This is a genomic window from Paenibacillus pabuli (genome assembly GCF_039831995.1).
Lineage (GTDB): Bacteria > Bacillota > Bacilli > Paenibacillales > Paenibacillaceae > Paenibacillus > Paenibacillus pabuli_C.
Genome location: NZ_JBDOIO010000004.1, coordinates 597221 through 619586, shown reverse-complemented (window position 1 = coordinate 619586; position 22366 = coordinate 597221). Strand labels below are relative to the sequence as shown.

19 protein-coding genes are annotated in these 22366 nt (G+C 49.1%); 3 read left to right on the top strand and 16 right to left on the bottom strand.

Features of this window, described 5'->3' with window-relative positions; all coding sequences use genetic code 11:
* Entirely contained in the window at nucleotides 1-1356 is a 1356-nt protein-coding gene (gene gcvPA, locus ABGV42_RS22395) for an aminomethyl-transferring glycine dehydrogenase subunit GcvPA (protein ID WP_347383737.1), read from the top strand.
* 65 nt (nucleotides 1357-1421) lie between these two features.
* Entirely contained in the window at nucleotides 1422-2906 is a 1485-nt protein-coding gene (gene gcvPB / locus ABGV42_RS22390; protein ID WP_347384461.1) for an aminomethyl-transferring glycine dehydrogenase subunit GcvPB, read from the top strand.
* A gap of 247 nt (nucleotides 2907-3153) precedes the next feature.
* On the opposite strand, the gene ptsP is transcribed toward gcvPB, so the two are convergent.
* From ptsP to ABGV42_RS22335, 11 genes are all read right to left on the bottom strand, one after another.
* Nucleotides 3154-4866: a phosphoenolpyruvate--protein phosphotransferase gene (ptsP, locus tag ABGV42_RS22385; protein ID WP_347383736.1), complete on the bottom strand. Its 1713-nt coding sequence runs from the start codon at nucleotides 4864-4866 to the stop codon at nucleotides 3154-3156.
* The gene (locus ABGV42_RS22380) at nucleotides 4859-5134 is read right to left on the bottom strand and encodes an HPr family phosphocarrier protein (RefSeq protein WP_036617010.1); all 276 of its coding nucleotides are present in this window, start codon (nucleotides 5132-5134) and stop codon (nucleotides 4859-4861) included. The genes ptsP and ABGV42_RS22380 overlap by 8 nt, the downstream gene beginning before the upstream one ends.
* A gap of 78 nt (nucleotides 5135-5212) precedes the next feature.
* The gene (gene ptsG / locus ABGV42_RS22375; protein ID WP_347383735.1) at nucleotides 5213-7267 is read right to left on the bottom strand and encodes a glucose-specific PTS transporter subunit IIBC; all 2055 of its coding nucleotides are present in this window, start codon (nucleotides 7265-7267) and stop codon (nucleotides 5213-5215) included.
* A 289-nt stretch (nucleotides 7268-7556) separates the two neighbouring features.
* Nucleotides 7557-8411, bottom strand: coding sequence for a glucose PTS transporter transcription antiterminator GlcT (gene glcT, locus ABGV42_RS22370; protein WP_347383734.1), 855 nt, complete (start codon nucleotides 8409-8411; stop codon nucleotides 7557-7559).
* 166 nt (nucleotides 8412-8577) lie between these two features.
* Nucleotides 8578-10125, bottom strand: coding sequence for a flotillin family protein (locus ABGV42_RS22365; RefSeq protein ID WP_347383733.1), 1548 nt, complete (start codon nucleotides 10123-10125; stop codon nucleotides 8578-8580).
* Nucleotides 10126-10177: 52 nt separating this feature from the next.
* The gene (locus ABGV42_RS22360; RefSeq protein WP_095359766.1) at nucleotides 10178-10714 is read right to left on the bottom strand and encodes a protease; all 537 of its coding nucleotides are present in this window, start codon (nucleotides 10712-10714) and stop codon (nucleotides 10178-10180) included.
* A 214-nt stretch (nucleotides 10715-10928) separates the two neighbouring features.
* On the bottom strand, nucleotides 10929-12092 hold the full coding sequence (locus ABGV42_RS22355; protein ID WP_347383732.1) for an iron-containing alcohol dehydrogenase: 1164 nt from the start codon (nucleotides 12090-12092) through the stop codon (nucleotides 10929-10931).
* 91 nt (nucleotides 12093-12183) lie between these two features.
* Nucleotides 12184-12771 (bottom strand): MSMEG_1061 family FMN-dependent PPOX-type flavoprotein, encoded by a 588-nt coding sequence (locus ABGV42_RS22350; protein WP_347383731.1) that lies wholly within the window; start codon nucleotides 12769-12771, stop codon nucleotides 12184-12186.
* 283 nt (nucleotides 12772-13054) lie between these two features.
* Complete coding sequence (locus ABGV42_RS22345) at nucleotides 13055-14653, bottom strand: UDP-glucose--hexose-1-phosphate uridylyltransferase (RefSeq protein ID WP_347383730.1); 1599 nt, start codon at nucleotides 14651-14653, stop codon at nucleotides 13055-13057.
* Nucleotides 14654-14667: 14 nt separating this feature from the next.
* The gene (gene galE, locus ABGV42_RS22340) at nucleotides 14668-15657 is read right to left on the bottom strand and encodes a UDP-glucose 4-epimerase GalE (RefSeq protein WP_347383729.1); all 990 of its coding nucleotides are present in this window, start codon (nucleotides 15655-15657) and stop codon (nucleotides 14668-14670) included.
* Between the two features lies 1 nt (nucleotide 15658).
* Entirely contained in the window at nucleotides 15659-16840 is a 1182-nt protein-coding gene (locus tag ABGV42_RS22335) for a galactokinase (RefSeq protein WP_347383728.1), read from the bottom strand.
* Between the two features lie 153 nt (nucleotides 16841-16993).
* Here ABGV42_RS22335 and ABGV42_RS22330 point away from each other — a divergent pair, with 153 nt between their 5' ends.
* Entirely contained in the window at nucleotides 16994-17956 is a 963-nt protein-coding gene (locus ABGV42_RS22330; protein ID WP_347383727.1) for an AraC family transcriptional regulator, read from the top strand.
* 160 nt (nucleotides 17957-18116) lie between these two features.
* Here ABGV42_RS22330 and mgrA read toward each other — a convergent pair whose 3' ends face one another.
* The 5 genes from mgrA to ABGV42_RS22305 form a co-directional block, all read right to left on the bottom strand.
* Nucleotides 18117-19124, bottom strand: a complete 1008-nt coding sequence (gene mgrA, locus ABGV42_RS22325; RefSeq protein WP_347384460.1) for an L-glyceraldehyde 3-phosphate reductase — start codon at nucleotides 19122-19124, stop codon at nucleotides 18117-18119.
* Between the two features lie 80 nt (nucleotides 19125-19204).
* Nucleotides 19205-19945, bottom strand: coding sequence for an NAD-dependent protein deacylase (locus tag ABGV42_RS22320; protein WP_347383726.1), 741 nt, complete (start codon nucleotides 19943-19945; stop codon nucleotides 19205-19207).
* Between the two features lie 30 nt (nucleotides 19946-19975).
* The gene (locus ABGV42_RS22315; protein WP_347383725.1) at nucleotides 19976-20752 is read right to left on the bottom strand and encodes an HAD family hydrolase; all 777 of its coding nucleotides are present in this window, start codon (nucleotides 20750-20752) and stop codon (nucleotides 19976-19978) included.
* A 29-nt stretch (nucleotides 20753-20781) separates the two neighbouring features.
* A complete protein-coding gene (locus ABGV42_RS22310; RefSeq protein WP_347383724.1) occupies nucleotides 20782-21546 on the bottom strand; it encodes an alpha/beta fold hydrolase in 765 nt (254 codons plus the stop codon).
* Between the two features lie 92 nt (nucleotides 21547-21638).
* Complete coding sequence (locus tag ABGV42_RS22305) at nucleotides 21639-22304, bottom strand: bifunctional 2-keto-4-hydroxyglutarate aldolase/2-keto-3-deoxy-6-phosphogluconate aldolase (RefSeq protein WP_095359776.1); 666 nt, start codon at nucleotides 22302-22304, stop codon at nucleotides 21639-21641.
* Between the last annotated feature and the right edge of the window lie 62 nt (nucleotides 22305-22366).

The window sequence follows — 22366 nt, the reverse complement described above, 5'->3', positions numbered from 1 at the left end:
ATGAGCAAGCACCGCTATATTCCCATGACTGAACAGGATCAGAGCGCCATGCTCGCAACCATCGGTGTGGACACGATTGAAGATCTGTTCCAGGACATTCCACAGGAGATTCGTTATCAGGGCGAGCTGCCTGTCTCCTCCAAACTGGATGAATACGCACTGACGCGCCATATGTCCAAGCAAGCGGGTACGAATGCCAATTTTGAGACACACGCCAGTTTCCTGGGTGCAGGCATTTACGATCATCACATCCCTTCCGTTATTAATCACGTCATTTCCCGTTCCGAGTTCTATACTGCCTATACGCCATATCAGCCCGAAATCAGTCAGGGCGAGCTCCAGGCGATCTTCGAATTTCAATCGTATATCTGTGAACTGACTGGCATGGCTGTAGCCAATGCGAGCATGTATGATGGCGCAACCGCATTTGCGGAAGCAGGGAACCTGGCCGCTGCGGCAACCCGCCGCAAACAGCTGATCGTATCCCGTACCGTTCATCCAGAAGCCCGTCAAGTATTGAAGGCTTATGCACACGGTCTGAATTTGGAGATAGTCGAGATTGGTTATCAGAATGGGGTGACCGACTGGGAGGCCCTTCAAGCGGCCGTATCGGATGATACCGCAGCCGTCATGATTCAGAGCCCTAACTTCTTCGGTGCCGTGGAAAATGTAAAACAGGCGGCAGACCTCGCGCATGCGCACAAGGGTCTGCTCGTGGTCAGCGCAAACCCGCTGGCGCTTGGCCTGCTCGAAGCTCCAGGCAAGCTGGGTGCCGACATCGTTGTCGGCGATGCACAGCCCCTTGGCATTTCCGCTTCGCTCGGTGGTCCTACATGTGGATATTTCGCTGTTTCCCAGGCTCATATGCGCCGGATTCCTGGCCGGATCGTTGGCCAGACAACCGATCGCAACGGTAAACGCGGTTTTGTACTGACGCTCCAAGCGCGGGAACAGCATATCCGCCGTGAAAAGGCGACATCCAACATCTGCTCCAATCAGGCTTTGCTAGCGTTAAGCGCTTCTGTATATATGTCTACCATGGGAAGACAGGGCATGATTGATGTAGCTGATCTGAATTTGCAAAAGAGCTATTATGCGCTTCAAGCACTGACTGCGATTCCTGGGGTCAGCCTGACCTTTAATGCACCTACATTCAATGAGTTTGTCATTCAACTGCCCGAAGGAACAGACGTCGATGCCCTTCAGTTGAAGCTGCTGGATGCCGGTTTCATCGGTGGATATGAACTTGGACGGGATTACCCGGAGCTTGCCGGACATATGCTGGTAGCCGTGACGGAACGGCGCAGCAAGGAAGAGATTGACGAATTCGCACGTGTATTGGAGGGATCGCTGTGACTCAGGAAATGACAACCATCCAAGGACAGCCGGAAACGGCAGCTCCTTCCCAAGCCGAAACCAGTATGAAACAAGTGGCACAGGCAGCATCGCCTGCTCCAGAGCAATCGCTGATCTTTGAACTGAGCAGCCCGGGTCGTGTCGCTTACTCCCTGCCTGAATGCGATGTTCCGCGTCAAGATCCAGAGAGCTTGATTCCCCGGGAAATGCTGCGTTCGGAAGCAGCTGCACTGCCTGAGGTATTTGAAGTGGATGTCATTCGTCACTATACTGCGCTTTCCCGCCGCAACTTCGGGGTAGATAACGGATTTTATCCACTTGGCTCTTGTACGATGAAGTATAATCCGAAAATTAACGAAGATGTGGCTCGCTATAGCGGATTTGCCAAGATCCATCCGTATCAGCCTGAATCCAGCATCCAAGGTGCACTTGAGCTGCTCTACACGTTGCAAAAAGACCTTGCAGGTCTGACTGGCATGGACGCCGTGACCCTGCAACCTGCGGCTGGTGCACACGGTGAATGGACCGGCCTCATGATGATTCGTGCCTATCACGAAGGTCGTGGTGAACAGCGGACCAAAGTCATTGTGCCGGATTCTTCACATGGCACCAACCCCGCAAGTGCAACCGTGGCTGGCTTCGAGACGGTAACCATTCCCTCCCGTGCGGACGGTCTGGTCGATCTGGCTGCACTGCGTGCAGCCGTAGGTTCCGATACCGCAGCGTTGATGCTGACCAATCCAAATACCCTGGGATTGTTTGAAAAGGACATCCAGGAGATTGCTTCGATCGTGCATCAAGCTGGTGGCCTGCTCTATTATGATGGAGCCAACTCCAATGCCATTATGGGCATTACCCGTCCTGGTGATATGGGCTTCGATGTCGTGCATCTGAACTTGCACAAAACGATGAGCACCCCGCACGGCGGAGGAGGTCCTGGTGCGGGACCCGTCGGTGTAAAAAGCCGTCTGATCCCGTTCCTGCCGAAACCAATGGTGATCAAGAACGATCAGGGACAATACGCTTTGGATCGTGAAGGGGATCAATCGATCGGCCGAGTCAAAGCGTATTACGGCAACTTCGGTATTCTGGTACGCGCCTATGCTTACATTCGTACGTACGGACCAGAAGGCTTGCGCCGGGTATCCGAATGTGCCGTACTCAATGCCAACTATATGATGGCACGTCTTGCACCGTATTACGAGATTCCGTATCCAGGTGTATGTAAGCATGAATTTGTCATGTCTGGCCGGGGCCTGAAGCAATACGGCGTAAGAACATTGGATGTAGCCAAACGGCTGCTTGATTTTGGGTATCATCCGCCAACCGTCTACTTCCCGCTCAACGTAGAAGAATGCATCATGATTGAACCAACGGAAACGGAGAGCAAAGAAACGCTGGATGGCTTCATCGATACGATGATACGCATTGCCAAGGAAGCAGAAGAGACACCTGAACTGGTACTCAACGCACCCTATGGCACACCCGTTACTCGTCTGGATGAGACCACAGCGGCACGTAAACCTGTATTGAACTGCGCGTGCAGTTAACCAGTTATTAATGTCAAGCAAAGGACTCCTGCTGATGTTTCAACATCAGCAGGAGTTTTTTTATTTACTCCCGTCCTTTTCCGCTACGCGTGAACGGTCTCTTTCTATATTCCTTATGATCTCACATTAGCCCACAAAAAAAGCCGGCATCCGCTGTTCGCAGATACCGGCAATATCACTGCATTCCTGCAGTCCATTCATCGGAAAAAGAAAAGACCTTAAAATCCGGAGGAAAACCCTCGCAAAATTACGCTTTGATGCTTTGAACCAATTCAACCACTTGCTCAGCAGTTTGCATGTCCAGCGCTTTAGCAGCCAGTTCCTGCATGTCCGCACGGGACAGCTTGGTGATCTGGCTACGAGCTGGCAGGATGGATGTTGCGCTCATGCTGAACTCATCCAGTCCGAGACCAAGCAGCAATGGAATTGCTGTTTCGTCTCCCGCCATCTCTCCACACATACCAACCCATTTACCTTCGCGATGTGCTGCATCGATGACCATTTTCACCAGACGCAGAATAGCAGGGTTGTATGGTTGGTACAGATAGGATACACGCTCGTTCATACGGTCAGCTGCCATAGTGTATTGAATCAGATCGTTCGTTCCGATACTGAAGAAATCAACCTCTTTGGCGAATTGATCCGCAAGAACTGCAGTCGAAGGAATTTCGACCATGATGCCCAGTTGAATGCTGTCGGAAACAGCAATACCTTCAGCTACCAGCTTTTCCTTCTCTTCGAGCAGGACAGCTTTTGCTTCACGGAATTCACCCAGTGTTGCGATCATTGGGAACATGACACGCAGGTTACCATGTACGCTTGCACGCAGCAATGCACGCAATTGCGTACGGAAAATATCCAGACGGTCCAGACACAGACGAACTGCACGGAAACCAAGGAATGGATTCATTTCTTTTGGCAGATCCAGATATGGAAGCTCTTTGTCTCCACCGATATCGAGTGTACGAACCACAACCGGTTTGCCTTCCATTTTTTCCAATACGGCTTTGTAAGCATTGTACTGAATATCCTCGGAAGGAAGCTTGTCTCTGCCCATATACAAGAACTCGGTACGGTACAGGCCTACAGCCTCTCCACCGTTCTCCAGAACACCAGTAACGTCATTCGGCGTACCAATGTTAGCTGCCAGTTCCACATGAACGTTATCCACCGTTACGGTTGGTTCGTCACGCAGTTTTCTCCACTCGGCACGTTGTGCATCATATTGTTCCTGTTTGGAACGATACTCAGCAATTACCTCATCTGTTGGATTAACCAGAACATGACCGTCCAAGCCGTCAACGATAATCATATCGCCTTGTTTGGCTTGAGCCAGAATGTCTTTGGTTCCCACAACAGCCGGGATTTCAAGAGAACGAGCCATGATTGCAGAGTGGGAAGTACGTCCACCAATGTTGGTTGCAAAACCTTTCACATATTGACGGTTCAATTGAGCTGTATCGGAAGGCGTCAGATCCTCCGCCAGCACAATCACTTCTTCACTGATCTCAGCCGGACTCATGAAGTCGATACCAAGCAAGTGATTCAGCACACGTTTGGTAACGTCACGCATATCTGCAGCACGTTCCTGCAGGTAGGCACTCTTCATGTTCTCAAACATGGAGATAAATTGCGATGCCGTTTCGTTGAGTGCAAATTCTGCATTCACTTTTTCGTCGGCAATTTTCGCTTTAACCGGATCAATCAGTTCCGGGTCATTCAGAATGAGCAAATGGGAAGCAAAGATTTCAGCTTTCTTCTCGCCAAGCTCTTGTAAAGTACGCTCTTTGATCGCCTCAAGCTCAGCCTGGGATTTGCCCAGTGCTGAGTCGAGTTTCGCGATCTCTGCGTCAACGTCGTTGATTTGGCGTTTTTCTACAGAGTAATCGGGATGCTCCAAGATAAACGCCTTGGCGATAGCAATACCCGCCGAAGCCGCGATCCCGGAAACATTAAGCATTAATTTCGCCCAGCCCTTCATTAACCATAACGTCAGTCAGAGCTTGAAGAGCTTCAGCTTCGCCTTCGCCTTCAACGATGATGCTGATGGTGTCGCCTTGTTCCAGACCGAGGGACAAAACGCCCAGGATGGATTTCAGTGTTACTTTTTTACCGTTAGCTTCTGCAAAGGATTCTGCACCTTTGAATTTGTTAGCTGTATTAACCAGGGCTGTCGCCGGACGTGCGTGGATACCATCTTCGTCTGTAATTCTGAATGTTTGTTGCATTACAATCATCTCACTTTCAAATAGTTTAATTTAGGCATTGCATATATTTACACTTGCTTGCCATTGTCGGAACACTTCTTATTTTATCTCAATGATTGGCTGATCGCCAATTTTCAGCACTCCACTCTTCTTCAGGGTTACCGTGGAGCCTTCTGGCAAGTTGGTGAAAATCACTGGCGAGATGATGGAAGGAGCGTTAGCTTTCACATACTCCAGGTCCACTTCCATAATCGGTTGACCAGCCGATACCAGATCGCCTTCCTGCACAAGCACGTTGAAACCTTGACCTTTCAATTTCACCGTGTTGACACCTATATGAACCAGTACTTCCTTGCCGCCGTCAGACATGATGCCGACAGCATGTTTGCTAGGGAATACGTTAAACACTTTACCGTATACAGGGGAAGTAATCTTGCCATCATGCGGCAGCACAGCGAAACCGTCACCTGTCATTTTCTCGGCAAAGACCGGATCAGGTACGTTTGTGATATCCATCAATTCACCATTGACCGGCATGACGATATCTTCAGCAATAATGCGTTCGCCTTCTGCTCCCGCAGCCTTCTCCTCTTCAGGAGCAGGTTTAACCTCAGCAGCTGGTGCTGGTGCCGGAGTACGTCCTGCAATGATGTCCTGCATTTGGGACTTGATTGTATCTGAACGTGTACCGAAAATGGCCTGTACATTATTACCCACTTCAAGCACGCCAGATGCACCTAATTGTTTCAAACGATCTTTATTTACATTGGATTTCTCATTTACTTCAATCCGCAAACGAGTGATACATGCATCCAGATGTTTGATATTCTGCTGCCCACCGAAGGCTTCCAGAATATTGTGTGGCAGATCATCTGTTGAACCTGATCCTCCACCGGAGTTTGTTTCAGGTGTTGCTTCTTCGCGTCCTGGTGTTTTGAGGTTGAACTTGCGAATGATCATTCGGAAACCGAAGTAGTAAATCACGGCAAGAATCAAACCAACGATAATAACGTCCCACCAAGGTGTGCGGTTCGGGATGATCCCGAAAATCAGGAAGTCAATGAATCCACCGGAGAACGTCATCCCGATTTTGACACCCAGAATTTGCATCGTCATGAAAGACAGACCTGCAAAGATACAGTGTACTGCAAACAGTACTGGTGCCACAAACAAGAATGAGAATTCAAGTGGCTCTGTAATCCCTGTAAGGAATGAGGTCAGCGCAGCTGAACCCATAATCCCTGCAACATACTTTTTGTGCTCCGGTCTTGCTTCATGGTACATCGCAAGTGCCGCAGCTGGCAAACCGAACATCATGAACGGGAATTTACCGACTTGGAAGGTTCCCGCCGTGAGGTTTACCCCATCACGCAATTGGTTGAAAAAGATCTGCTGGTCCCCGCGAATAACGTCTCCAGCTTTGTTCACATACTCACCGAATTCAAACCAGAATGGAGAGTAGAAAATGTGATGAAGTCCAAACGGAATAAGGGACCGTTCCACGACTCCGAAAATGAATGCCGACAGGGTCGGACTCGTATCTACCATGAAGTGAGATACGGCATTCAGCCCACTTTGAATAGGCGGCCAGATAACCACCAGAATTAACCCGAGCAAGAGGGAAACAACCGAAGTGATAATCGGAACAAAACGTTTACCTGCAAAGAACCCGAGGTAAGACGGCAGTTCGATTTTGAAGAATCGATTGTAACAGAGTGCTGCGGCTATACCAATAATGATACCTCCGAACACACCGGTACTCAGTGTTGGAATACCCAAAATGCTGGCATAACCCGGTACTTCGCCGATCATTGCTGGTGTTACCCCAACGGCGGTACCCAAAGTGACGTTCATTACCAGATAACCAATGATGGCCGCAAGACCTGCCACACCTTCGCCTCCAGCTAGCCCAACGGCTACACCCACAGCAAAGAGCAATGCCAGATTGTCAAATACGATCTGACCTGCGTTCATCATGATTGTCGCGATTGAGTTCACCCAAGGGGTGTCCAGTGCCGTTACATATTGCAAAAAGTCCGGATTCACCAGCATATTACCGATTCCGAGCAATAAGCCCGCCGCTGGTAGAATGGCCACAGGTAGCATAAGAGCTTTACCTACTCTTTGCAAGACGCCAAAAAGCTTTTTAAACATCGCGTCGTATTCACCCTTTCGTCTAAGTCTGTATGTCGTGATGCAAGCAAGGGAAAACAAAAAAGGCATAAGCTAATAAAGTGAATTGTACCAACCTTCGGGTATAGCATACCCTGTATAAGGTAAGAACAATCACACTCTAGAAACTCATGCCTGATCGAGTCAGTAACACGTCGCTTATGTTTTTTTTCAGTTGCTTGATTACGGACACCATTGTAGCATCACTTCAAAAACAGTGCAAGCCTTTACACTAAATTTTTCAGGACGCAAATCCATCCGTGGGAATATTTCACTGCTTCTCTTCTTCTTTCCTTTGATTCAGTCGTTGGAGATGGATGGTCAGATACCCAACCTCTGCGGGATAGACCGGAAGATTCAACCTTTTTTCCATGACTTTGGTCAGCTTCCATGCAAGCGAGTACATTTCGGGGTACTCCAACTTGAGCAAGGAATCCAGCTTATGAAGTTCTTCCACCTTATCACCCCGACGCACACGTTCCAGCGCAAAGCGAAGATGGGTAAGCAGACGTGAATAGTCCAGCGACTCCGTTTCAAACGAGTACTCCAGCCGATCCGATACGATCCCCACCAGATCGGTAATCAACTGTGAGTGTTCGCGCACTTGAGAAATGTTCTGGTTGGTCATGGCACTGTAAATATGCAGGGCTATAAATCCAATTTCATCCATGCCCAGATCAACACCGAGCTTCTCCTTGATGAGGCGAACGGCGTAATCTCCCATCCGATACTCTTCTGGATAGATTTCACGGGTTTCATATAAAAATGGATTTTGAATGACAATGCCCTGTTCTTTGCGCTTAAGTGCAAAAGAAATATGATCAGTCAAGGCAATATGAATATGTTCGTTAAGCGGGACATCCGTACGCTCTGCAATATAGGTAATGACTTCGTTAATAATCTCAATCAAAGCCTCATCTACTTGCGGAAGAAGCTGCTTGTACTGTTCTTGCTCCTGCTGATTTTTCAAAATGAACATCTTCTCCACAGCCATCAAGGGAAGGATATCACCCGTTTTCCGGTTAAAGCCAATGCCTTTACCGATAACGACGACTTCTCCATGTTCAGGATGCTGTGCAATAATTACATTATTATTTAGCGCTTTGTTTACATGCAGGCTGCTCAATGTTTGCACCTCTTTTTTCACACCATCTTGAATGTGATTCAGTCACATCCTCGTTATGAACGAAAAGACGTTCGTCGCGGGCATACCGCGCCGAACGTCTCGCTTAAAAAGTAACAAAAAATCACGTTAAGGTCAATAGAGCTTCATGCATCTCCCGCACGCCGTCTTACTCCTGTGCCCCAGCTCTTTCCACAATCTTGTCGATCACAGATGGAGTGGTTGGAGTCTCGCTTTGCTGAACAGCAACGGGTGCTGGTGTTTTGGACTTGGTCAAACCTTTGATTAACTGCTCTACATCAATGCCCGATACGCTTTTCAGCATCTCCGGAGCCGTGGACATCAGCTCGGTCACATAGTTACTTACACGTGCTGCACCCTCGCCCTTACCTGTATCTACCACGGTCAATTTATCAATGGATGAGATCGGCTCCGCAATTTTACCTGCAAGCTCCGGCAGCATTTTGACAATAATATCGAGTACAGCAGCCTCGCCAAACTTCTGAAACGCTTCCGCCAATTTTTCCTTCGCTTCGGCTTCCGCCAGACCGCGCAAACGAATGACTTCTGCATCCGCAGTACCTTTGGCCCGCTCTGCATCGGCCATAGCCTGACCTTCAAGCCGTTTTTGCTCTGCTGTTGCCTTCGCATGTGTTTCAATCGAATATTGCACTGCCTCTGCTTCGCGCATTCTTTTTGTTCTATCTGCTTCGGCAGCCTGCTCAACTGCATAACGATCTGCTTCTGCCTTTTTCTTCACTTCAGCATCATATTGTTTCTCACGCACGATAATTTCTTTTTCCTGCAGATCAATTTCACGTTCTTTACGTACGAGTTCAACCTTCATCTCTTCTTCCACTACAGTCTGTCTCGCACGCGCTTCATGGATATGGTACGCCTGATCGGCTTCCGCTTTGGCCGTATCCTGATCGCGTTTAAACATCGCTACTTTCAATTCCTTCTCTTTGGCTGCTTCGGCGATATTGGTATCACGTAATAACTCAGCCTTCTGCCCCTGCTCTTCCGCATTTGCTTTTTGAATACGCGCATCTCTCATCGCTTCCGCTTCCGCAATTTCGGCATCCCGCTTCACGGCAGCAATTCTCGGTTTACCGAGCGCGTCCAGATATCCTTGTTTGTCACGAACATCCTTGATGGTAAAAGATACAATCTGCAGACCCATCTTTTTCAGATCTCGTGCAGCCACACCTTGAACCTCTTGAGCGAACCGATCCCGATTTCGATAGACTTCCTCCACAGTCATGGTTCCGAGAATGGCCCGCAAATGCCCCTCCAGAACTTCCTGTGCTTCGCCTCTTAATGCTTCAACGGGTTTACCAATGAATTGTTCGGCTGCGGTTGCTACATCTTCCACAGCACTACCAACTTTGATAATAGCCACACCGTCTGCAATAACTGGCACACCCTGTTCCGTATACACTTCAGGCGTGGATACGTCCAGCTTGTGAGACAACAGTGAGATAAATTCGGACTGCTGGAACACAGGCCAGATGAAGGCACCGCCACCACGTACGATTTTAATCTTGCGACCGGATTCATCTTCGGAAATATTTTTATTACCCAAGAAAGAACCTGTGACGATCATCGCCTCATCCGGCCCGACCGTTTTGTATCTTGCCCAGAAAGCCAATCCCAAAACAAGAATAACACCTACAACAATAGCAGGAATCAACAACACATCCATATCAAAATTCATCCACATCTCTCCCCTTATTCCATTGATGACGAAACAATTTCTCGCGTCCTACTTAGACGTCTTTAAGTACATCTTCATCCCATTCTGCTACACGGAGTACACCTTCCGTAACGTCCACCACAACAACACGCGCTCCTGCCGCAATAGGACGATGTTCGAAGCTGGACGCGGTATGAATCGTGTTACCGGAAGCAACACGGATCATGACCTCACCGAAACCCTTTTCAGGTACTGGAATCGTAATCTCTCCGATTTTCCCGGATAGTTCTTTCATGGAAAATGCAATGGAAACCTCACTGTTCCGCATCGGTTTGATATAAGCAAAGAATACCAGCATGGCAGCAGCAATACCTATAAGCAGGGATAAGATAAGACCCGCAATTGCACTTACTGAGCTATAACGCGTCAACATGATTCCAGCTCCGCCAAAGGCTGTTATGGAACCAGCAAGTACAACAGGTTTGAGAAAGTCAATGCCTGGCAGTTCAAAGGCTCCATCCAGCAATCCGTCAATCAAGTCACCCAGCACCAGGCTGACGACCGCAAATATGGCTCCTCCGATTAGACACCCCCAATAGATGGACTCCATTCCCCGTTCCTCCTCTCTTCTGCCGTCACTCCTAACTCACTGGGCATTCCTCATGTAAATAAATACGTAGCCACCCGCAAAAAGTTTCAAAATCTTTCCTCATTTGTATTCGAGACCCGATAATGGTTATTCTACATGATATTTAACGCAAAAAGACCGCAAATCTCCATATTGTGGAGATTTGCGGCCTTTATTAATAATTGAATGCAGTTTATTACAGAGAAGCCTTGTAAATGGATACAACATCTTCACGCTGCAGCTTCTTGAAGTTACCAAATGGGCCAAACAGCATCGCCTTGTCTGCCATGACATCAATCTGGCTGTCGTCAATGTCATAGTCAGCGAGGCGACTAGGCGCACCGATGGACGTCCAGAATTGGCGCAAAGCTTCGATTCCTTCCTCGGCTACCTGTTTATCCGATTTACCTTCAGGATTCACATCAAAGACATTAATAGCTAATCGTTTGAAACGATCCACATTTACGTCCAGGTTGTGTTTCATCCAGTTCGGGAACAAAATGGCCAGACCCCCGCCATGTGGGATGTCATACACAGCAGATACTGCGTGTTCAATGTTGTGGGTTGCCCAGTCACCGGCAAGTCCCATGTTCAGTACACCGTTCAAGGCCATCGTACCACAGTAGAGAATGGTTTCGCGCAGCTCATAGTTTTCCAGATCCTCTACCAAACGAGGTGCTGCATCCATAACGGTACGCAGAATCGTCTCACAGAAGCCAAGCTGTACTGGCGTGTTGGCGTCCAGGTGGAAATAGTGCTCCAATACGTGAGACATCATGTCAACCATGCCATATACGGTCTGATCCAAAGGCACGGTATATGTATTAACCGGATCAAGGATAGAGAACGCAGGGAATGAATACGCACTGCCCCAGCCCAATTTTTCCTGTGTATCCTGATTTGTAATAACGGAACCGGAGTTCATCTCGGAACCGGTCGCTGCCATGGTCAGTACGGTACCAAGTGGAAGTGCATCCTGGGCAACCGCTTTACGCTGAGCAAAATCCCACATGTCTCCATCGTATTTTGCACCTACGGCAATCGCTTTGGCACAGTCCAGCACACTACCGCCGCCTACGGCGAGAATCAGTTCGATGTCATTGGTTTTACAGAGGTCTACCCCTTTATGAACAGTCGAAAGACGCGGGTTCGGTTCCACGCCCGCCAGTTCAGTAACTTTCGCTCCAATTTCCTTAAGCAAGCCGATCACTTGGTCATACAGACCACTGCGTTTAATGCTGCCGCCGCCATATACAAGCAAAACCCGTTTGCCGTATTTCGGTACTTCGGTTTTCAACGCTTCCAGTTGTCCTTTACCGAAGATCAGACGGGTAGGGTTATAAAATTGAAAAGATCTCATAATCTATGTCGCCTCCAATGGAGTTAGAATGTTTGTACAACTCCAATTATAGTACCCCGATTTTATAAAAACAAATCCATAGTCACTCACTTTATAACAAGCCGTTGATTTGCAGATGGGCACGGAACATATCCATGGTCGAAGGCAAACTTTCCTTATCCACCCAAGTCTCGGAAGACCACAGTCCCGACTGCTTGAAGGCTCTCGGACAATGGATAAAGCATTCATTCACCTCTACAATAACCGCTGCTCCTATCGTTTTTCCCGTCCAGCCCATACTGTTGATAAAATCCTCATCCTTCGTAATAGAAGCCGTTCCATTAATCCGCAACACTTCATTCATGCCCGGGATAAGGAAAAGCATGCCCACGCCTGGGTTGGTTAAGATGTTCAACAGCGAGTCGATTCGGCGATTGCCCGGACGTTCGGGGTAAACTAACCGATACGGATCAAGAACCTTCACGAAACCTGCTTCGTCTCCCCGGGGAGATGCATCGCTTCTTCCTTCCCCATCGGAACTGGACAGAAAAAATAATGGTGACATGGATAAAAAATGTTCAACATGGGAGTCCACAAACGATATCGCTTTGTTTCTCACGTGCTCATGAGGCTCACCCACCATGTTTTGCAGTTCTACTGCGTCGGTGATTAGCGGTATGTTCAGTGGCTTCTTTTCCATTTATTCGTCCCCGTTTCATTAGCTTCTATTTTTAATCTAAAACCTGTGATAATCTTTCTCACATTATACAATGAACCCCCACCCTCTGCCATGGCCCTGTGTTCATTGCTCCTAATGGAAAGTATACTATTACTCCATGAGCACTCTAATTACCATCGCGCCATCTACATAAGGAATAACAAGATTACGGATTTGTTGTATTGAAAAAGGATAGACGAGCACTTCTGCTCACCTATCCTTTGCAATTGTTTGCACGCAGCCTGATGCTACTGCTCTTCTGTCACTACTCTGTATATCCCATACTTTCTACGAATCGACGGAAAGCCTGACGTCCTGCTTCATCGTATTTATAAACCCCTGCATGCTCCAGAATCTCGGCAAATTTAAGGCCTACTTCCTGCTGAACCATGGCAACGGCCTGTTCCTTGTCCAGGTTGGAACCGAAACGTTCTTTCAGTTCTTCCGCCCAGCGCAGATGCTGATTCAAGGCATGATCAGAAGCTTGCGCAGCTTCCGCAAGTTGAGTGTCCCCGGCGAGAATATCGGCGATTCCGTCCAGTTCTTCTTTTAACCGCCCTGGGAGGATCGCAAGCCCCATCACTTCGATAAGTCCGATGTTCTCTTTTTTCAAATGATGCATTTCACGATGCGGGTGGAAAATCCCCTCTGGATGTGCATCATTCGTGCGATTGTTGCGGAGAACCAGATCCATCTCATATCCACCGTCCGCACTGCGACGGACGATTGGCGTTACGGTATTGTGTGGTACTTGCTCTCCATCCACCTCACTGAACGCCTGAATCTCAACGGAAGGATCACTGTACAGTTTCCACGCTTCATACACAGCGTTACCCGCCTCGAGCAGTTCCGCTGGATCCTGTGAAGCGAGCCGAAGAACGGACATTGGCCATTTCACCAGACTGAGGGTAAGCCCTGGGGCATCCGCATGGCGGAATACCGCTTCGGGTTTCGCATTTTGGATCGCAAACGTATGGCGTCCGCCTTGGAAGTGGTCATGAGTCAGAATCGATCCACCCACGATTGGCAGATCCGCATTGGAACCGATAAAATAATGCGGATACTCCCCTACGAAGGCAAGCAACCTGCGCAGGGTATCTTTTGTCAGCTTCATTGGCACATGATCATGATGGAAAATGATGCAATGCTCGTTATAGTACACATATGGCGAGTATTGGAAGAACCAAGGTTCACCGTTTAATTCCAGCGGAATGACACGCAGGTTTTGACGAGCAGGATGGTTCACCCGACCGGCATAGCCTACATTTTCACGACAAAGTTGGCATTTCGGATACACCGGCGGCGGAAGAAGTTTGGCCATGGCAATTTCCTTCGGACTTTTCTCCGGCTTGGACAGGTTAATCGTAATTTCCATATCGCCATATGGCGTTTCCTGGGTCCAGTACACATTCTTCGAGATCCGGTCCATACGGATGTAGTTGGAATGAATCGACAGCTCGTAGAATTTCGATGTGGCTGCTTCAATACCTTCCGTTTGCTCTGTATGGCGGAATGCGCGAACCACCTCGGACGGACGGGCCATCAACTGTCCCATAATTTTCGCATCCAGCAAATCACGATACGTATCGGTATTCTCCGGAATGAGTCCAATGGCGTAACCATAATCAATCAATGTATCCAGCAAAGATTGCGGCCCATCCGGTACAGTCTCGTTCAACGCTCCATCGTAGGGCTCGGAAAATCCGAACTGTTCCAGCAGAAGATTGCGGCTGTAATCCCGATCCGCTTCTTCAACCAGCTTGTTTTGCAAGGCAAATGCAACCAGACGTTCAATGGCATGCAGTGCTTCCTGCTGCTCCGGTGTCCGCTCTGTGGTGCCTGCAGCATTATGGGTCTGTGACATATTGATTTCGCCTCCTAGTTTTTTCCGTAGCCGTTTGGATGAGATTGGTGCCAGCTCCAGGCACTCTGAATGACATCTTCCAGGTTGGTCCGTGTCGGGTTCCAGCCCAGCACGGATCTTGCTTTGGCAGACGAAGCTACCAGCACAGCCGGATCACCTGCACGGCGCGGCTCCTGTACAACCGGGATATCGAGTCCGGTCACTTTTTTTGCAGTTTCGATAACCTGTTTTACCGAGAAGCCTTGACCATTCCCCAGGTTAAACACGTTGCTGTTCTCCCCTTTGCGGAGATAATCAACAGCGCGCAGATGCGCATCAGCCAAGTCACTCACGTGGATATAATCACGTACGCAGGTTCCATCTTCTGTCGCGTAGTCATCTCCAAACACGGCAATGTGCGGACGTTGTTTCAATGCGGTCTGCAGGACGAGTGGGATCAAATGGCTCTCCGGCTGATGGTCTTCACCAATTTTGCCGCTATCATGTGCTCCAGCTGCATTGAAGTAACGCAGGGACACATATTTAATCTCCTGTACTTTATCGAACCAGGACATCATGCGCTCCATCATCAGTTTCGTTTCGCCATATACGTTCGTAGGCTCGGTACGGTCATTCTCTTCGATCGGCACTTTCTCCGGCTCGCCATATGTGGCGGCTGTAGAAGAGAACACGATGCGGCGTACATTGGCTGCGTTCATCGCTTCCAGCAGGCACAATGTACCAAATACGTTGTTGTCATAATATTTAACCGGATCCTTCATGCTCTCGCCAACCAGTGAGTTGGCCGCAAAGTGAATGACTGCATCAATGGAGTTCTCAGCGAACAGTTTTGCCAGAAATGCCTTGTCACGCAGATCTCCTTCATACAACTTGCCGCCCAGCAATGCTTCCCGATGTCCTGTCTGCAAATTGTCCAGAACCACGACCTCCTCGCCGCGTTCCAACAAAGCCGCTACCGTATGCGAACCAATATATCCTGCTCCACCTGTCACCAAAATTGCCATTTTACTTCGCCTCCTTCAATTCTTTGACACCATCGCCTACGCCGCACACGTAAAAGTCTCCCTTGAGATTCGTACGTGCTTCATACGCTGCTCCCACTTCGCGAACAAAGCGTTCTACATCATCCTCGTGTACCAGTGACACGGTGCATCCACCGAATCCGGCTCCCGTCATGCGTGCACCGAGTGTGCCTGAAATGCGCTGCGCCTCCTCCACCATTACGTCCAATTCCTCACAGCTTACTTCATACAGATATCGGAGCGATTCATGGGACGCATTCATCAGCTTACCGAAGGTTTCCAGATCGTTATTGCGCAGTGCTTCCACCGATGCAAGCACACGTGCATTCTCTTCCACCACGTGCTCGGCACGTTGTCTTACCTTTTCATCCTTAATGTGGTCCTGCAGCGTTACAAATTGCTCCGGCGTCAGTTGCGCCAGGTAATCAAGTGCAGGCAGCTGTTCCTTCAAAATGGCAAGTGCCTGCTCGCACTGGGAGCGCCGTTCGTTATAAGCCGAGTCTACCAGACCACGGCGTTTGTTCGTATTGCCAATGACCAGCTTATAAGAGCCCGTACGGAAAGGTACTTTCTCATATTCAAGCGTATCACACATGAGCAGAATGGCATGATCTTCTGCTCCGTTAGCCACGGCAAACTGATCCATAATGCCGCAGTTGACGCCAACGAACTCGTTTTCTGCTTTTTGTGACAGAAGCGACAACTGTACTGTATCGATCTCAGATACACCTTCCATCGACTGTATCGCGTATCCTGTAAGCACCTCCAGCGAAGCGGAAGAGGACAGTCCGGCACCGTTCGGAATTTCACCGTGGTACAGGAAGTCATAGCCTTTCGTTACCTTCACGCCTTTAGCTTGCAGTTCAACCATGACACCAACTGGATAATCTGTCCACTCCCCTGTTTTCTCCTTGCCGATCGAGGATGTGTCCAGCACGCCTTCATAGGACATATTGGTGGAAGCCAGCTGTAATTTGTCGTCCTTCCGTTCCCGTATAACAAGTGTTGTACCGAATTCAAGTGCTGCCGGAAGCACGTACCCACCATTGTAGTCGATATGTTCCCCGATCAGATTGACACGTCCAGGAGCATGGAATACACGGAGATCCGCTTCACTCTCTCCGTACTTCTCAATAAACTTTTGTTTCAATTCATGTATGTTCATTGCTGCTGCACCTCATCTCAATGTTGTTGTTTTGTTAAGGTTATTATACAAGAAAGCGGTACCTCTTGAAATGAAACCATGTGTGTTTCATATGGATAAATGTGACCTTCCGTCATATAATGGAAAGAACACCACCGAAAGAAGGAACAGCACATGATTGATCAACACAAGGAACATTCAGCAGTAGATCCGATAAAAAACACACAGGAATCCTCCGGGAAAAGTGGAGCAAAAACGTACTCAGTTGCCTCCAATCCTGTCTATTATGAGAAGGGCCCGCTGCATGTCCTTTTTGCCGGCGCAAGCCAGACCCTCCCAGGTCATGCTCTTGGCCCAAAACTATACGATTACTATTTGCTTCATTATGTAGAAAAGGGAGCTGGCACATTCCGTACGGAACTCCATACCTACGAATTATCCGCAGGAGATTGTTTCCTCATTCATCCCGGGCAACTGGTAAGTTACCAATCCGATGCCCGTCGCCCCTGGGAATATCGATGGATGGCCTATACGGGCAGCCAGGCTGGGAAGCACACAGAGGAAGCGGGCTTTCGTCCGGAAAAATCCGTTTTTCATGCCGGTCCGTCCTGCGGGATTGCTGACTGGCTATCCGTCATGCAAAATGCATTTGCCGAGCGAAAAGAAAGCTCTCATTTCACTTCAATTGGTACGTTATATATGATTCTAGCCGAAGCTCAAAATCACCTTTCTCAAGGGCAAACCCTGATTCCTGGTGAATCTTCGATTCGGCGGACCGTAAAACAGATGATTCAATACATGTCCACCCAATACGCTCACCCCGTCTCCATTGAACAGATGTCGGCCAGTCTCGGTTACAACCGCGCTTATCTGTCCCGGATTTTCAAACAGGAAACCGGCCTATCTCCGGTTACGTATCTGCTCAAGCTCCGCATTGACAAGTCGCGTCAGCTGCTGCGTGAACGTCCGGATCTGTCCATCGAGCAGGTATCCGCATCCGTAGGACTGCCAGATGCCCTTTATTTCTCCAAACAGTTCAAACGATTCCATGGAGAAGCCCCGACTCTCTATCGGGATAATATCCTCTCCAGACCCCAAACACTAAGGTCGGACATGACACAACCAAACAAGAGATAACTAACTCAATTCTTCAGAAGCACGTTTATTGATCAACGTTCGTTTACTAGCCCATTATGAGTGAAAAAGAGTGAAAAAGAAAAGAAGATGCATCCGCCATCACGGCTAGAATGCACCTTCTCCTTTTTTCATTTATTATAGCATTTCGCAAGTCACATGCTTATTTGTCATGATGTTCGGGACTAAGAATGGATTCGATCCGCTCCAGCTCTTCCGATGAGAATTCCAGCTGACTGAGCGCAGCCACATTCTCCTCAATCTGAGATGTACGGCTTGCACCGATCAATGCAGACGTTACCCTGCCGCTTCGCAGAACCCAGGCGAGCGCGAACTGAGCCAGACTCTGTCCCCGAGCTGCTGCGATCTGGTTGAGAGCACGGACTTTGCGAAGCGTCTCAGGCGAGATATTGTTCTCGTTCAAGAAGACGGATGGTCCCTTTGCACGAGAATCCTCCGGAATGCCGTTCAGATACTTGTTCGTCAGTACCCCCTGTGCCAAAGGACAGAAGGCAATACTACCCGCACCGTACTCATCGAGCACATCCTGCAGTCCGTCTTCGATCCAGCGGTCCAGCATGGAGTACCTCGGCTGATGGATCAATAGAGGTGTACCCAAACCTTTCAAAATTTCAGCAGCCTGTTTCGTCTGCTCTGCCGGGTAGTTGGAGATACCCACATACAATGCTTTACCCGAACGAACAATATGGTCCAGAGCCATCATCGTTTCTTCAAGAGGTGTTTCCGGATCATAGCGATGTGAATAGAAAATATCGACATAGTCCAGCCCCATGCGCTTCAGACTCTGATTCAGACTGGACACCAGATTCTTGCGGGAACCCCATTCGCCATACGGTCCGGGCCACATATAATATCCCGCTTTGGTGGATATCACCAGTTCATCCCGATAAGGCTTCAGATCCTGTGCCAGCACCTGACCAAACAGCTGCTCTGCAGAACCTGCGGGCGGACCATAATTGTTGGCCAGATCGAAATGTGTAATGCCCAGATCAAAGGATCGAGTGATCATGTTTCGACCGTTCTCCGCATTGTTGATGCCGCCAAAATTATGCCAAAGTCCAAGTGAAATTGCCGGAAGTTTCAGTCCAGAACGTCCAACACGGTTATATTTCATCGTTTCATAGCGTGTATCGCTGGCTACGTAGACCATCATGAATCCCTTCTTTCCCCAGGTTCCGCTTCCTGCACTCCATTAGAGAGCGGGAGAAGGCGGTTATTTCAGACAAACGTTTAACCAAGAAGCTGGTCCACCTTAATCATTACCTCGCCAATCGGTTCGGTAATCAGCAAATCTGCCTGCCGGTCATATGCCGTTGGCGTGGCATTCAGTAATACGGTGTGTTTCCCCCGAAAATACGTAATCAGCTGTGCAGCAGGATGTACGGTTAGTGATGTACCGCCCACGAGCAGCAAATCGGCAGACGAGATTGCGTCCACGGACTGGTATAAGGTGTTCTGGTCCAGTTCCTCTTCATACAGCACAACGTCAGGCTTAATGACTCCATTACAAGCCACGCAGCGGGGGACTGCATCCTTCGAGCGGATGATGTCATCCAGCGGGTAGAAACGCCCGCAGTCCATGCAGGCATTCCGGTGAACGGAACCATGCAATTCGAGTACGTTGGTGCTGCCTGCCTTTTGATGCAACCCGTCGATATTCTGGGTAATGACCGCCTTCAGCCGACCTTCCTGCTCCAAACGCGCAAGGAGTCTGTGGCAACCGTTAGGTTCTGCATTGGGGTGAAGCATTTTGCCCCGATAGAAATCATAGAAAATATCGGCATGCTGATCGAAAAAGTGACGACTCAGCAGTTCCTCCGGCGGATACGGAGAATGCTGCTCTGTCTGATATAGGCCCGCAGCAGAGCGGAAGTCGGGAATCCCGCTTTCGGTCGACGTTCCTGCTCCTCCGAAAAAAACAATATTTGAACTTTCCTGAATCCAGGAAGCCAGCTGTTCTGTCCCGTTCATCCTCTCTCCTCCTTAGCGGAATACTCCCGTTCAGGCACCATTCGGATTCACCCGAATTTCGTGATAATCCCCAATAATGACATCCGCATCCTGTAAATGTACGGCTTCCGTCCCTGGGGGACAGAACCCAATGACATGCGAAATTCCTGCATCCAGTCCCATCTGCATATCCCCGTTGCTATCGCCTATAACTATGGCCTGGTCAGGATGGATATGTAATTCATCACATGCCAGCTTGGCAGTCTCGCCATTCGGCTTGCCTAAGGTAACGCGGTCACAGCCTACGATAGATGTAAAGAAGGAGCGTATCCCCATCCATTCCAGATGCTCTTCTGCTGCGGGCGTGCTGTCCGAGGTAACCACGGCCACCTTGATTGAAGCTGCTTGGCAGTTCTGCAAAAAAGAAACCAATCCAGGCATAGGCCGGGCCTGCCGTTTGGAACGCACTTCCTGCATGGCTGATTTGGAGAGCTCGCGTACCGTTGTGATCGCATCATTCCATGGCATGCCTGCCGCATACAACTGTCCGGCCAAAAGCCCGGTACTCTCATCTACAGTAGCGATGGCCAGCGGACCCTGTCTGTCATAATCAATAATGTTCCCTTCGCTGTCATGAACCGTACCCAGTACCTTGCCTCTTTCCACCGTAAATCCAGCTCCAATGCTTAACAGTTCGGCTTCCAATTGATTCAGCAACGAATGGGCCCACGGTCCCCATAATTGCAAGAATTCAAGCAGTGTCCCATCCTTATCGAACAAAATGCCCTGACAGGGAAGCTGTACATCCTTTACTTGAAGTATGGCCATAACCTAGCCGTCCCTCCTGGCAAATGCATTTATTGGATTCCTTCGAGCCATTCGGTAACCGCCTTTACCGTTTGGGACAATTGATCCTCACCCGTAACTCCAGGTTCTCCATCACCACTCTGGTGCCCGTAGTCACCAAACTGCGAGTGGTTTCCTCCTTCAATCGTGTAGTACACCGTGTCTTCCGGCAGATAGGCACGGCCGTTCTGGTATTTGGTCGCATTGACGACTTCGTCATTTGTACCCAATATGGATAGCGCCTGAATTCCCAATGACTTCACATTGCCTTTTTGATCCGGATAGGATGCCAAGAAAAAGATACCTTGGAGAGCGTCCGGATGGGATGCAGCGTAACGTGCAGCCATGGACCCGCCCAATGAGTGTCCGCCCATGACAAATGATTCGTCCGGATACGCATTGCGAATATCATCTGCCAGATTTTGCTTCAGTACTGCCAGATTGACCGGCATTTTGGCAATGATAGTATGGTGCCCGGCTTCCGCCAACTCATGAGCCAGAGGAGCATAACTTTCGGGTTTCACCAAACCACCCGGATAGAAAATAACACTAATCCCTTCAGGTTTGTCTGGCACAAAATCAATCCAGTCTTCCTGTTCACTCACCGTAACCTGATCCGCTGTTTCCATGGCCGTTTGGGCCATTTCCTGCGGTCCATAGGGGGTGAATATCTTCCAGGCAACAAACCCGCAGCCAATCACAATGAGCGCCAGAAGAACGAGCAAAAATTTCCCGATGCCCCTCTTCTTGCGCCCTGTATTATACCGGTTCCTCAACTTCAATCACCTTTCTTCACTTACCGCAGGTGCTGCGGCTCTTCGGGAATAAAAGCTTTACTGAATCTAGCTCCTATTCCCCGCCTTGCCTTTTATTCAGCTTTCGCTTTACGGTAAGCATCCATATATTGTTCCGCCTTGCGGCGAACATGACTTAAATCCCCTGTTTTCATCGCTTCGGAAGTCAGGTCAGACCCGATCCCCACGGCTACCGCTCCTCCCTTGATCCAATCGCCCAGATTGGACAAGGATACCCCGCCGGTCGGCATAAAATTCGCTTGAGGCATAGGCCCTTTCATCGTTTTGATAATCGATGGATCATACAGATTGCCTGGGAACAACTTCACGATGTCCACACCAAGTTCCAGCGCACGTTGAACATCGGCAATGGTCATCACGCCAGGCAGGATCGGAATTCGATAGAGATTGCAGATCTGAACAGTATCCGGATTCAGGGAAGGTCCGACAACAAACTCAGCACCTGACATGATTGCAGCTCTTGCTGTCTGGGGCTCAAGCACTGTTCCTGCCCCTATGATGGCAAACTTCTCGGGATCCTGTGTGTTCCAGTGGTAGACTCGGCTCAGTTTCTCAATGGCTTTGAGTGCACTGGGAACCGTCATGGTAATTTCAATCACCTTGATTCCGCCGGCAATGGCTTGCTCGGCCATGGCGATGACCTGGTCGGCAGAGTCGGCCCGAAGTACGGCGACAACCCCGTTATCCGTTATTTTTTGCAGCAGCTGAAGCTTCTTCATTTCATTCTCTCCCTTATCAATGTGGTTGTCATTGCAAGCCTTACAATTGAAGAACGAAGATG

Bases quoted from the DNA above. Each gene is read 5' to 3' on its own strand.
- ABGV42_RS22335 (WP_347383728.1), bottom strand. From the start codon at position 16,840: ATGAACATACATGAATTGAAACAAAAGTTTATTGAGAAGTACGGAGAG.
- ABGV42_RS22305 (WP_095359776.1), bottom strand. From the start codon at position 22,304: ATGAAGAAGCTTCAGCTGCTGCAAAAAATAACGGATAACGGGGTTGTC.
- ABGV42_RS22355 (WP_347383732.1), bottom strand. From the start codon at position 12,092: ATGAGATCTTTTCAATTTTATAACCCTACCCGTCTGATCTTCGGTAAA.
- ABGV42_RS22360 (WP_095359766.1), bottom strand. From the start codon at position 10,714: ATGGAGTCCATCTATTGGGGGTGTCTAATCGGAGGAGCCATATTTGCG.
- galE (WP_347383729.1), bottom strand. From the start codon at position 15,657: ATGGCAATTTTGGTGACAGGTGGAGCAGGATATATTGGTTCGCATACG.
- ABGV42_RS22380 (WP_036617010.1), bottom strand. From the start codon at position 5,134: ATGCAACAAACATTCAGAATTACAGACGAAGATGGTATCCACGCACGT.
- ABGV42_RS22315 (WP_347383725.1), bottom strand. From the start codon at position 20,752: ATGGCCATACTTCAAGTAAAGGATGTACAGCTTCCCTGTCAGGGCATT.
- gcvPB (WP_347384461.1), top strand. From the start codon at position 1,422: ATGAAACAAGTGGCACAGGCAGCATCGCCTGCTCCAGAGCAATCGCTG.
- ABGV42_RS22365 (WP_347383733.1), bottom strand. From the start codon at position 10,125: ATGAATTTTGATATGGATGTGTTGTTGATTCCTGCTATTGTTGTAGGT.
- ABGV42_RS22330 (WP_347383727.1), top strand. From the start codon at position 16,994: ATGATTGATCAACACAAGGAACATTCAGCAGTAGATCCGATAAAAAAC.
- ptsP (WP_347383736.1), bottom strand. From the start codon at position 4,866: ATGCTTAATGTTTCCGGGATCGCGGCTTCGGCGGGTATTGCTATCGCC.
- gcvPA (WP_347383737.1), top strand. From the start codon at position 1: ATGAGCAAGCACCGCTATATTCCCATGACTGAACAGGATCAGAGCGCC.
- ABGV42_RS22350 (WP_347383731.1), bottom strand. From the start codon at position 12,771: ATGGAAAAGAAGCCACTGAACATACCGCTAATCACCGACGCAGTAGAA.
- ptsG (WP_347383735.1), bottom strand. From the start codon at position 7,267: ATGTTTAAAAAGCTTTTTGGCGTCTTGCAAAGAGTAGGTAAAGCTCTT.
- ABGV42_RS22345 (WP_347383730.1), bottom strand. From the start codon at position 14,653: ATGTCACAGACCCATAATGCTGCAGGCACCACAGAGCGGACACCGGAG.
- mgrA (WP_347384460.1), bottom strand. From the start codon at position 19,124: ATGGTCTACGTAGCCAGCGATACACGCTATGAAACGATGAAATATAAC.
- ABGV42_RS22320 (WP_347383726.1), bottom strand. From the start codon at position 19,945: ATGAACGGGACAGAACAGCTGGCTTCCTGGATTCAGGAAAGTTCAAAT.